The following is a 12,204-nucleotide window of genomic DNA, read 5'->3' as shown; positions in this document are numbered from 1 at the left end:
GCCTGCCGGGAAATATTTCGGCAGGCTTTTTGTTAATTAAAAGTGTAATCGATTACAGCTGGAGCTGTTAAAACGAGTTATCGAAATCAGAAAGCAGTTTATGAAACAGATTCCATTATGGCAGAGAAAATGAAAGCAGCGGTATTTCACAAATTCGGAAATCTGGAAAATGTGACGGTTGAGGAGGTCGATATCCCCGAAGCGGGAGAAGGAGAGGTGCTTGTTCGGGTGGAAGCGGCAGGCGTAAACCCGGTGGATGCCAAAATTGTGCAGGGATACCTCAAGAATGCGCTGCCCCATGAGTTTCCGGTGGTTTCCGGTTGGGATTTTGCCGGTGTAGTTGAGGAAAGGGGATTTAGTGCACGAAGATTTGAACCCGGGGACAAGGTTTATGGCTACGCCCGGCGCCCGGTGGTGCAATGGGGAACGTTTGCTGAACACCTGGTAATACCGGAGAGTTATCTCGCGCATCGTCCCGGGAATATCCCGGTGGAGCAGGCGGCCGGGATACCCCTGGTTGGACTCACCGCATACCAATCCCTTTATGATGCGGGCGACATTCAGGAAGAGGAAAAAGTTCTGATCCTGGGAGCGTCAGGTGGCGTGGGCAGTATGGGGATTCAACTGGCCAAAGAGCAAAGTGCGTATGTCATTGGCGTCGCCAGCGAAAAAAATCACGCGTACATGAAGAAACTCGGGGCCGATGAAGCCGTGGATTACAGGGGCAACGATGTAGGGAAAGCTGTACAGGAGATCCACAAAGAGGGCGTAGATCTGATTTTTGATTGTACCGGTGGAGAAACATTGCAACAAAGTTTGAAGTCGCTAAAACCGGAAGGACGACTTGTCTCAATACGGAACAGGGGAGCGGATCTGGATTCAAACATCAGGCACAAATATGTGTTTGTAGAACCGAATTCAAGTGAGCTGCAGCATCTGCGTGAGCTGGTCGAATCCGGTAGAATTGGACTGCCTGTCAGCGAAGTGTTTGAGCTCGCTGAAGTTGTCGAAGCCCTTGAAAAAGTTGAAACTCTTCACACAAAAGGGAAAATGGTTATAAAAATGTGAAAAATGGTGCCTGTTTCGGGTGTTCGCGCATTCGGGATTCTCATTAAATAATCGTTTTTAGTGGTTTGGAATGGACACTGGTTTTACTCCTGAACAAAATTTATCAGTCCTGATAAAAATGGAAGAATATGGGCTTGAATTGATGGCTATTGAACTGACCCATTAGCACTTAATACATGTTAAAGAAATGTAATACGTTGGCACTGTTTGCACCAGTTTTGTGTTGGCATGAAGCAGCCCTGCAACCGAATTTTTTAAAAAATATCCATTTACAGGTCATAAAGGCCTATTTGCGGGGGAGAAAATTTAAAAAAATAATTTTTGTTAATTATTCATAATGTATGTAAAATTATTGGAGTTAAATTACAGCTGATAGACGGTTACCATACGGAAGGAAAAACTGCTGAATAATAGAAGGACATTAAGCTAGTAAATATATAGCAAATCGGAGTTGAACTATATGAATTCACCATCAAATAACCTGGCCCGCATCAAATGTCAATCATACGATAGGCAGCGCATGTATCCTTTGGCTAACCTGGTTGACATTATCCACACGCGACTGAATGAGATTAAGTCGGAAAGTTCGAAAGGTGCAGTAATTAATGAAATTATCGAGCGAACAGAAATCGTATCGATAAAAATTCATAACAGGTACCGATCTACGCTTTCGATAGAAGAGTTGAAGGACTATCAAAAAAATCTCTGGCAACAGCTTGAAGAGCTTGAACAGGCCGAGATCAAAGAGGGACGGAAGCCCCAGCTCGAGGATGAAAAACGGATGTTCTATTATCTGTTTAATTACATGGACAAAATTGCCAGTAGCCTGTTTCATTCCGACAAAGTCAGAAAGCTTATTGCCGCCCCCACAATGGCATAAACAGGATTATACTTTGAATAGTATATCCCCAGCAGGGGTGTTGTTGCCAGTTGCATTCCAAAATCTCACGCTGCAGGGTTTAAGTGGTATAGAGATATTGGGGATGTTCTTTTTGAATTTTAAGCTCTGAAAGTTTTCCAACCCGTTGTTCCAGCATCCTTCCTCGATGAAACCCTCTACTGCCTATCGATATACCTGGGATCATTCTTATGTCTATGCCAAAGAGATTGAAGGGGAATAATAGAGTGCTTTTCAAAATCCTCAATTCCTCGTTCTGAGGGAGTTGTACTCCCGTTTATAAGGTTGGTGGTACGACCACCTCCCAGCAAAATAGTAGATTCTGCAAAGGTCCCTAATAATTATAAATGCCACCATGCTGGGAGAGGAAAAATAAAATTTCAAGGGGTTTCTAAAAGACTCTTACATATTCCTGTCTGCAGGTCCAACCTTCCTGGAAGGTGGATCTTTAATTTGTAATATAAGTTGTGTATTGTCAGTGGTAGTCCACAGAGTCTGCCATATGTTAAAGCCTCAACAGCCAGGATATGCGAGTTTACTCTGCATGCCTGTAAAACAAAATGATTATGAAAATTCTCTACATTTTTCCCCATCCGGACGATGAATCATTTGGCCCTGCCCCTGCAATTGCGGCCCAGCGCCGGCAGGGGCAGGAAGTTTACCTGCTTACCCTTACCAGGGGAGAAGCCACAAAGCAGCGTCACCGGCTGGGGGTAACCAAGCAGGAGATGGGCGACATCCGGTTCAGGGAGATGCAGTGCGTGGAAGAGGTGCTGGATTTAAACGGAATGACGGTATTGGACCTGCCGGACAGCGGCCTCAAAGCAATGAATCCGATTGAAATAGAAGAAGTCATTAAAGAGCATATCCACCGCATAAAACCTGATGTTGTGGTAACCTATGCCGTGCACGGCGTCAGCGGTTTTGAGGATCACCTGGTATCGCATGCTGTTGTCAAGCGTGTGTTTTGCGAGCTCCGGGCAGAAGGGGGGTCCTATCCCCGGCGGCTGGCCTTGTACACGCATTACAGCGAGGAGAAAGTGGAGAGCAAGTTTGACCTGAAGTCTTCTGCGTTGGAGGAGATCGATTGCTGGGTGGAGGCCGGAGAGGAAGATATGGAGAAATTCAGAGCCGCTCTAGACTGCTATGAAACCTATCAACAGGTAATTGAGGAGAGTGGTGTAAAGCAAGCTGTTACGGGGAGAGTTCCGTTCGAATTTTTTGGCGAGGAAATGGATCCAAAGGCAAACAGCCTTGCGGATGGTCTGGATAAATAAAACCGGGAGATCGTTTAGTTCACATGAAGAAAGAATACCCTTTTTGGTTTAAAAGTACGACCATACTGGTAGGACTCACACTGTTGTTTCTGATCCTGTCAAACGGCAAATTCATATTGATGCCGCTTGCCTTTTCCGCACTGTTGTCCATGCTGTTGGTACCGGTGGTGGGCTACCTGGAACGGTGGAAACTCGGGCGGGCCGGATCCATCGTTGTAGCCATGATATTGGTGGTTATTATGATTTTCGGGTTGCTCTCTCTTTTTAGCTGGCAGTTTGTGCAGTTTGCTGAGGAGCTGCCCCGGGTTACAGAGCGGCTGAGACAGATCAATGCCGATGTACTCGCGTTTTTAGACCGGCAACTCGGCATTGCCCCCGCTCAACAGACCGATTACCTGCAGCAGGCGCTCGACAAGCTGATTGAACAGAGCGGGCAGTATGTAACCGGACTGGTAAACACCACCACCAACCTGTTTACTACGCTGGGACTGATGCCGATCTTTATCTTTTTCATGTTGTACTACAAAGAGATGTACGAAACCTTTTTAAATAAAATAATTGAGCGCCGCAGCTCTTCCCAGGTAGAGTCTGTCGTAAACAAGGTTCAGGAGGTTACCCAGAACTACCTGGTGGGACTGATAACCGTGATCCTGATTCTGGCTGTATTGAATACAATCGGGTTGTTGATCGTTGGAATCGATCACGCTATCTTTTTTGGTGTTTTTGCTGCCTTTCTGGCTATTATTCCATATATCGGTATTATTATTGGCAGTCTCCCTCCGCTTCTGTATGCGATTTTCCTGACCAATTCCCTGCTGTATCCGTTGGGGGTCATTCTTGTGTTTGTAATGGTTCAATTCCTGGAAGGAAATTTCATTACGCCCAAAATAATCGGCTCGCGGGTCAGCATAAATCCATTTATTGCCATGATTGCGCTCATTATCGGAGGGCAGCTCTGGGGAATATCGGGAATGATCTTATTTGTTCCACTGGTAGGCATACTGCGCGTTGTCTTTGAAGAGATCCCGGCCCTGCGTCCCGTCGGTTACCTGTTGGGAAATCAGATTGACTACCGGGACAAGGAAAAACCGCAGAAAGAAACGTAAATTTTCCTGCAGGAACTACCGCTGCCGGGACTGGAAGCCTGGAGATAATAACACAGCAGCTCCTCGTTGGTGTTGGCAGCGGCTGTTGAAAACCCGTGGTTACTCTACTCCTTTACAAGTTTAAAATGAGAAAAGAGAACGCCTGGTTTTCCAGATTGCGCGGAGAAAAGGCCACCAGGGAACACTCTTCATAATCTTGAAATCTTCCCTCAAGTTTGATTCTTCACCCAAAAAGCAGAAAAGTTCATCAAGCGTATTGTTTTTAAACAGTTGCTGAAAAACATCCTGCGCTTCCCGTGGATGGTCGTGCAGAATTTGTAGCAGCCACAGGTCATAATTACGGTATCGGCGTGCTGAACGGGGAGCAGGAGCGGGTTTGCCATGTGTCACCAAACGGTCCACGATGGCACGGGAATGCTGCTGGATACGCCGGAAGGCATAGCCCGTGCTGGGCTTGGTTAATCCGGCATTGGCCCCGACGTTCAGAACCCGGGGCGCAAACCACGGGTCGTGAATGGCATCGTTCATTGGGATATTGCCATATTCAACCCGATCAATATTATAATTAAGACGTTTCAATCCATACCGGTTGTGGAGGTAGAGCTCCAGTTTTTTTTCGTACAGCGGGAGCTCCTCCGCTTCTTTTGAAAATATTGTATACTCCAGCAGTGCAGAAGTTGAACTCCACGGGAGGACGTACATAAATGCAAGTCCCTGCCGGTAGGTCTCGTCAAAATCCATTAAAACAAAGGAATCTGCGTCAAATATCTCCGTATTCACGGTTACTTCCCATCCCAAAAAATGTTGAACAAGGGGATAGCGCGGTTTTCGCTTCAGGGATGGTTTAAAGCAACTTTGAAAAATAAAATCAGCTTGAAAATGCCCCTTGTCGCAGGTTAGTCCGGCCCCGGTTTCCGTACCGGACAATTTACGGATCGGGGACTCCATTAGAGTTACGCGGGGGTCCTTTTGCAGTTCATCCAGAATGGATTTCCGGTAATGTCCACTGCGAATGGAGTAGTAAGGATATTGCCGAAGCTGTTGATGATAGTGGTCGCCATTAACAAAGATATCTGACTGGAGCCATTTTCTGTGGATGAGATGGGCAAACTGTGGCCGATTCTTTTCCCAGAAGCACCATGTTTTGTCATTTTCGGGTGTCAGGTTTTGATCGACTACCAACAGCTTTTTTCCATCCAGTCCCTCCCGGACCATATGCCAGGCCAGGCTGAGGCCCGAAGATCCCGCTCCCGCGATAATGTAGTCGTATGTATTAGATGCTTGTGTCAACATAGTGCCTTGTTTGATTCCACAGAAAGCTCCATTGCGCGGACTGGCTGCTGAACCACAGGAGATCCATTATTAATCAAGAACAGAAATGGTGATCAGAAATACCAGTGCTATCTTGAGAAATTGGAATGGCAGGAGATCCTGAACAGGATTCCGGTTTTTCATAATTGCTGCAGGATATGACGAGCTTGACCGCAGCGTCATTGCTTCTGCGGTCCCCGATGAACCAGCTACAGGCGGCCGGCGCGTGATCGCAGGAGTCGGGTTTTATTCTTATTCAAACATCAATTCAAACTCCAGATTGAAAAATTAAGCGCGGTCGCAAATCCGACCCAGAGAAGATATGGAGTCAGCAGCCATGCGGCGAGCCGGTCATGAACCTGGAAGGCCAGGAGCGTAAACAAGATGATAATCCAGAGAAGGATGATTTCAGCCAGGGCGGTTCCTGTCTGATGAAGACCGAAAAACAACCATGACCAGGCCCCGTTTAGGGCCAGCTGTATGAGAAAGAGCGTAAGGGCGTCTCTGGCTTCTGAAAAACCCGACTTTTCCCAAACCAGCCAGGCAGATAGGCCCATCAAAAAGTATAATATGGGCCACACGACGGGGAAAATCCAGTTGGGAGGGGTCCAATCCGGCTTTGCCAGGTTTTCGTACCACACGCCCGGTTCAAAAAGGGCGCCAATTGCTCCCGCACCGAAACAAAGCAGCAGCCATATTGCAAGACCGATATATTTTTTTGATCGTCTCATAAGATGAAATTACATCATAACAGTTAAAAACATTCCTTATGAAAGATTTAACCCGGATTATTCACAAAATAGTAAAAATAAGATGTTAAGCCTTTGATATTATTTGATATATAAAAATTATCTGCAGCTCAAATTTGGATGCAGTTGAAACGGGATGCTAATTTTTCGGCGAGGCATGAAAGAATATCTCTGCCACCGGAGGTACTGCCAAGATTTTTAAACCACTGTTGAGGAACTCCTTTCGAACATTTCCATCGATCAGTTTTTAATACCTTTGGAAAAGGTGAGCACATGTTTTTATCAGTCTGCTGTTTGTCCGGGGTACTTTCATTTGTCGGGAAGATCATGTAAGATCGGGGGGACAGAAAAAAGAATTAAAATCGGGAGGATTATGCGTCCGTATATTTTGGGTGAAAGTAACTGGAAAACGATAAAGGATCAGCCGGTAGAGCTTGCGGTGTTGCCGTGGGGAGCTACAGAGGCACATAACTATCATCTGCCGTATGCCACGGATATCATAGAAGCCGACCGGATTGCGGCTGAGTCGGCCCGCCTTGCATGGGAAGAGGGGGCAAAAATCATGGTTTTGCCCACCATTCCCTTTGGCGTGAATACCGGGCAGACCGATATCAAGCTGGATATCAATTTACACCCCAGCACACAGGCGGCTGTGCTGCATGATGTGATTGAAGTGTTGGATCGCCAGGGGATCCGAAAGCTGCTGGTGCTGAACAGCCACGGCGGCAATAATTTCAAGCCGCTGCTGCGCGAACTCGGGGTGCAGTTCCCGGGAATGTTTCTGACGTTTTGCAACTGGTTTCAGTCACTCGACAAATCGAAGTATTTTACCCGCCCCGATGGTGATCATGCCGATGAGATGGAGACCAGCCTGATGATCTATTTCACACCAGAACTGGTCCGCCCGCTGGAGGAGGCCGGGACCGGAAATGCGAAAAAATACAAAATAAACGCCCTGAATGAGAACTGGGCCTGGGCCGAGCGCCGGTGGTCTGAAGTCACCGAAGATACGGGTGTGGGCAATCCCCGGGCAGCTACTGCCGGGAAAGGAGAAAAATATTTTAAAGCGGTAACCCAAAAGGTGAGCCGGCTTTTTATTGACCTGGCCGCTGCCGATATTGATGATCTTTACGAGTAGCTGATCCCTGTTTTTGGGAGGAGTGGAGGCCGCGGAGAATCGGTTCTCTTTCGGGTACGCTCAGCTACAACTCCTGGAGATGAACTGTTTTTGTCCACGCGGTACCGTTGGAAAATCCCACCGGTTTGGGCATCATGTGTGGTGCGCGGGGCCGGTAGTGTTGCATGAGCACTTCTGGCAATTGCAGATGATAGGAGCTGATTCTTATTTCCAGCTCGTTGGTTTTGTCGGGTAAAATAATGTAGAGGGGATCAGACGGCGGCAGATCCCCATAGTAGGTAAACTCATTGGAGCTAATCGTCTGGGTGTAGCTGGATACAGATCCATCTGCCGGAGCGCCTTTCTCCAGCGTGACAGTGTAATCTGAGGGCGTTCCCAAAAAGGTGAATGAGGTTGCGGTAGCCGGATGTGTATGGGTGACCTGTAGAATTGTTGAGTGGGTGGAGTCATTTGCCCGGGACTCAAGGCGTTTTATGTTGGGAGCATCGATAGCCAGGGGAGGAGCTGGAGCATACAGCACACGACTGGCACTGACGAGACCGAAGGAAGTGAATAAGGAATCTTCAGGATGGACACCCAGAAACTCTGAAGTCCATCCATCCACGGTGTGGTCGGCTGAGAGCCAGTAGCTGTTCCCGGTATCAAGATTACTGGCATGGATGAGGCTGTTCTGCTTTTTTTGGAACTTTGAGTAATCGGAATTTAGAGCAGCTCCTGTAAAGCAGATGAGAGCGACTGATGCAAAAGCAGTAAAAAAGAGGCGCGGGGCTGTGTCAATAAGATGGTTGAGCAGAGGGAACAGCAGACCTGTCATAAGACCTGTCAGCAGGATACTGATCCACAGGAACCGGGTCGTCAAGGCCGCCTGTATGAATTTGACATAGAATGGGAGCAGAAACAGGGTCATAAATTGGCTGGCCAATAAAATTGCAGCAAATCCCCAGCGTATCTCCGTTCGCTTTAAGTCGCGTGCGACGATTACAGATCCCGTCAGCCCGAACAGGATCGGCCAGAGCAGAAGGTAGCTGGCCGCTGGGAGCAAAACAGTTAATGCAATTAATAAGGTAATTAGGGTTAAGTATATGGATGACAAAAGGTTATATATGTTTATCTTATGTTTAATCCACCTGCAGGGATAGAGAACGATGAGGAGACTCAGCGAAATAAAAAACCATAGATACCAGCTGTGAGCGTATGTTTCTCCATGCTGTAGCCATTGATATTGGGGAAAGATATATTGCCGTATAAGTTCCCAGGCCAGCCAGGTGATCAATCCGGAACTGAGGAGGATGACCAGATAGCCAATGAGGCCGTAAAGGACTCTCGTTGCTGAAATCCATCCTCTCTGGTATCCCCTGATGATTCCGAATAACAAGAGAAGCACCGTAATTCCGGTCAAAAAAAAGGACCAGTTTTCCGGGTAATAGACCAGTCCTCCCAGCGGGTGATTGAAATAAACCAGGTCAGAAGAAGAGGCCAGGTCGAAATGTTGAGAACCAAATCCCCGAATATTGCCAAGCAGGTTTTCGCCCTGGTGCTGGAGGGTTGCGGCCGACAGGTTATCCGGATGATCCTGCATGGTGTGATAATTCAGGAAGTCCTGGATAAAAGCGAAGTTTAGTCCCTGCACGCCATGCGGTTTAAAGACCGAAAAGTCGGTGTCGTTCGGCAGGATTTTATAGATGTTATATGTAAGTGAATTACCCACCGGGTGAGGGCTGAAATCGGCAAACAGGGGAATAAGATTAGCATTCCCGGTGTTGGTTTCAAACATGACGGCAGGCCCGCTGCTGCCCCGCGCTTCAAAATTGAGAATAAGATCGATTTCTTTGAGCAGGGGATTGGAACGGGCAAACTGCCGGGCGCCCAGCAAGCCAAGCTCTTCGCCATCGGTCAGCAAAATCAGCACGTCATTTTTCAGAGGGGGACCGGCTTTGAGGGCCCGCATCGCTTCAAGGATGGCGGCCACCCCGGAGGCGTCATCGGCCGCACCAGGGGTATAGGGGGCGGAATCGTAGTGTGCCATCAGCATGATGGTTTGTTCCGGGTTCGTGCCTTTGAGACGGGCCGTGATGTTGTGGATTTCCGCAACCCGGGTACCCCGCAATTGGGAGCTGGCGAGCCTCTTGTGAACCCGCGGATTTAATCCCAGGATGTCGAGCTCTTCCAAGATATACCGCCGGACGGTATCGTGCTCGGGGGCGCCCGGCACATGGGACTTTTGGGCGATCGATTCGACGTGGCTGAAAGCTCGTTCTGCCGAAAAAACAGTTTCGGGGGCATCGGCGGGCTTTGGGGTGGGAGGGGAGATCAAATAGAGTCCCCACCAGACCGATCCGATAATAAACAAGACGATTACCACCCGTTGGAGTGAGAAGTTGATCCTTTTTTTCTCCCCCATTGTATTGTTTTTGTCATTTCGGATTTAGCGATTAAAGGCAGGGCTGCTATACCCTGAAAGATCTCACGAAATGCTGATAGCGTAGCCGATCAGTTCATCCTTTTGGGCAGCTCCTCGGCGATCTCATTGATAAAGATAGCCAGCTTGGGGCGAGAAGGCTCAAAGTCGGGCTCAATGCCGTGCGATCTCAATCCCCCGGAGCATACCGGTCCGATAGAGGCGACGAAGACATGTTCCAGGGCCTCACGCAGTTTCTCTTTGGTAGCCACCATATCCGCCACTTTCATGGCATGGGTCACCTGGGTCTTGCTGGTAAACAGAACGACATCTGCTTTCCCGTCGAGTATGGCGCGAATTCCCTCTTTCAGCGGCTCCAGGTCGTCGGGCAGCGCCCAGCGGTAGATTGAGGTCTGCAGCAGCTTGGCTCCACGCTTTTTCAGCTCCTCATTCAGCTCTTCGTTGGGCTCCCCATACTCCTGGATGGCAACCGTTTTCCCGCCCAGATTAGCTGTTTGTTCATTACTGTCGAGCGCTTCCAGGAGCTCTTTCCAGGTGTTGGGTTCCGGTACCTTTATATCAATCGGGATCTTGAGTTTTCTAAGAACTTTTGCCGGCTTGGGTCCCCGGGAAAGCACGATAATACCGGAAAGGGCCTCGTGGATTTTTTCCCAGTCGTATTTGGTTTTCATGGTCTTGACAAGCATGTCCGTTCCTACCCCCGTCATGCAGAGCAGGATGTCGACTTCACCCGCAAATAACTGTTCTGCAAAGGTAAAAACAGCGGTATGATTTTCCAGTGGGACCTCTTGCATGGAGGGCGCTGAAATAGGGTGGGCGCCCTGGCGCTGCAGTAATTTTGCCGTGGTGTCGGCCCGGCGGCTTTCAAATGCCAGGGCTGTGAAATTGGTGAGTGGTTCAGATGAAGTCATAGCGAGCCCCTTTTATTTTTGGATTAAAATTCGATGAAACGAAAAGTAACTTATTTCAGGCAACGACTACAAATGTGCGGAAGGGGGACTTTTCCCGGATATACTCCACAGATCGATCTATATTGTTGAGTTCGTTGGAATCGGGAGCACCCACGGGCGCAATATCCAGGTTTTCAGCACCTTGTTGAAAATATGCGAGATGTACCCAGGCAGAAAGTTGTTGGCAGCCGTTTTCATCCTTCTATCCACCGATTAGCGACATCGATTCACGGATGGGATTATGATTTTCTTTCCTGCGTTGCTCCGCCTCAAAACCATCCTTCGCCCGGTTTGCAAAAGTATGCCGGAAGAGCTTGATGATTTCCGCATCAGTGGCCCCGTCACGGATAAATTTTTTGATATTGAGCACGCCGCTGTCATACAAACAGGTTTTCAGCGTTCCCTGGGCATCAATTCTTATTCGGTTGCAGGTGCCGCAGAACGTGCGGCTAAAGGCGGCGATGATACCCAGCTTCCCCCGGTAACCCGGTACCTTGTAATTGGTGGAAGTGGAATGGGGACCGGCTTGTATCTGCTCCAGATCGGGGTAATAATCTTTTAGGTGGTCAAGAATTTTATCATGTGTCCAGGTTAACACTGAGTCATTTCCGCCTTCCCCGTTGAACGGCATCTCCTCGATAAAGCGAACAGATACCGCGTAGTCGCGTGTCAACTCGGCCAGGGGGATGATATCTTCGGTGTTCTGATTCTCCATCACCACGGCGTTGATCTTGAACGGGATCGAGCTTTCGGTCAGCAGGTGAAACGTTTCCATCACCTTCTTAAACTGGTCGCGTCGCGTAATCTCTTCAAACCGTTTCCGGTCCAGGCTGTCCAGGCTGAGGTTGATGGAGCTGATACCAAGCTCCTCCAGTGTTGGGATGTGGGGCGCCAGCAGCGTTCCGTTGGTGGTCAGTGCAATCTTTTCGAGTCCCTCCAGCCGGCTGATCTGCTCCAGGAAGTCGATCAGATCATTTCGGACAAAAGGCTCGCCCCCCGTGATACGCACTTTCGATATGCCCAAATCGACAAGGATCCTGACAATGCGTTCCAGCTCCTCATAACTAAGGATCTCCTCTCTCGGCAGAAAATTGATGCCTGCAGCCGGCATGCAGTATTTGCACCGCAGGTTGCACCGGTCGGTCACAGAGAGGCGCAGGTAGGTGATGGGCCGGCCGTGGTTGTCGTAAATGGGAGCTTCATTATCCATATTCTGGCATCACTTTATAAATACATTGATCGAAATGAGCTCTATAAAGATAAGCAATACTGGCGAATTCCAAGAGCC

The 12,204-nt window shown here is 48.6% G+C and carries 10 protein-coding genes; 5 read left to right on the top strand and 5 right to left on the bottom strand.

Going from position 1 to position 12,204, the window contains the following annotated elements:
- The first annotated feature begins 117 nt into the window (after positions 1-117).
- The 4 genes from ACG2E4_RS01540 (at position 118) to ACG2E4_RS01525 (ending at position 4,349) form a co-directional block, all read left to right on the top strand.
- A complete protein-coding gene (locus tag ACG2E4_RS01540; RefSeq protein ID WP_395275523.1) occupies positions 118-1,068 on the top strand; it encodes an NADP-dependent oxidoreductase in 951 nt (316 codons plus the stop codon).
- Positions 1,069-1,528: 460 nt separating this feature from the next.
- The gene (locus tag ACG2E4_RS01535) at positions 1,529-1,948 is read left to right on the top strand and encodes a hypothetical protein (protein WP_395275522.1); all 420 of its coding nucleotides are present in this window, start codon (positions 1,529-1,531) and stop codon (positions 1,946-1,948) included.
- A 584-nt stretch (positions 1,949-2,532) separates the two neighbouring features.
- Positions 2,533-3,243 (top strand): PIG-L deacetylase family protein, encoded by a 711-nt coding sequence (locus ACG2E4_RS01530; protein ID WP_395260469.1) that lies wholly within the window; start codon positions 2,533-2,535, stop codon positions 3,241-3,243.
- Between the two features lie 23 nt (positions 3,244-3,266).
- Positions 3,267-4,349, top strand: a complete 1,083-nt coding sequence (locus tag ACG2E4_RS01525; protein WP_395260466.1) for an AI-2E family transporter — start codon at positions 3,267-3,269, stop codon at positions 4,347-4,349.
- 120 nt (positions 4,350-4,469) lie between these two features.
- Here the strand turns inward: ACG2E4_RS01525 and ACG2E4_RS01520 are convergent, their stop codons facing one another.
- Together ACG2E4_RS01520 and ACG2E4_RS01515 are read right to left on the bottom strand one after the other, a co-directional pair.
- On the bottom strand, positions 4,470-5,642 hold the full coding sequence (locus tag ACG2E4_RS01520; protein WP_395275521.1) for a lycopene cyclase family protein: 1,173 nt from the start codon (positions 5,640-5,642) through the stop codon (positions 4,470-4,472).
- A 281-nt stretch (positions 5,643-5,923) separates the two neighbouring features.
- Positions 5,924-6,391 carry a TspO/MBR family protein gene (locus tag ACG2E4_RS01515; RefSeq protein WP_395260460.1) on the bottom strand — a complete coding sequence of 156 codons (468 nt, stop codon included), beginning with the start codon at positions 6,389-6,391 and terminating at the stop codon, positions 5,924-5,926.
- A 391-nt stretch (positions 6,392-6,782) separates the two neighbouring features.
- Between ACG2E4_RS01515 and ACG2E4_RS01510 the strand changes: the two genes are divergently transcribed.
- Positions 6,783-7,547: a creatininase family protein gene (locus ACG2E4_RS01510; RefSeq protein WP_395260458.1), complete on the top strand. Its 765-nt coding sequence runs from the start codon at positions 6,783-6,785 to the stop codon at positions 7,545-7,547.
- Between the two features lie 64 nt (positions 7,548-7,611).
- On the opposite strand, the gene ACG2E4_RS01505 is transcribed toward ACG2E4_RS01510, so the two are convergent.
- The 3 genes from ACG2E4_RS01505 to moaA all read right to left on the bottom strand — a co-directional run bounded on the left by ACG2E4_RS01505 (position 7,612) and on the right by moaA (position 12,126).
- Complete coding sequence (locus ACG2E4_RS01505; protein ID WP_395275520.1) at positions 7,612-9,948, bottom strand: M20/M25/M40 family metallo-hydrolase; 2,337 nt, start codon at positions 9,946-9,948, stop codon at positions 7,612-7,614.
- 89 nt (positions 9,949-10,037) lie between these two features.
- Positions 10,038-10,877 carry a uroporphyrinogen-III synthase gene (locus ACG2E4_RS01500; protein ID WP_395275519.1) on the bottom strand — a complete coding sequence of 280 codons (840 nt, stop codon included), beginning with the start codon at positions 10,875-10,877 and terminating at the stop codon, positions 10,038-10,040.
- A gap of 241 nt (positions 10,878-11,118) precedes the next feature.
- Positions 11,119-12,126, bottom strand: coding sequence for a GTP 3',8-cyclase MoaA (gene moaA, locus ACG2E4_RS01495; RefSeq protein ID WP_395275518.1), 1,008 nt, complete (start codon positions 12,124-12,126; stop codon positions 11,119-11,121).
- Positions 12,127-12,204: the final 78 nt, after the last annotated feature.

Source organism: Halalkalibaculum sp. DA384 (genome assembly GCF_043951955.1).
Taxonomy (GTDB): Bacteria; Bacteroidota; Rhodothermia; order Balneolales; family Balneolaceae; genus JAMQKA01.
The sequence above is the reverse complement of the archived record's forward strand: the minus strand, read 5'-3'. Positions and strand labels throughout refer to the sequence as shown.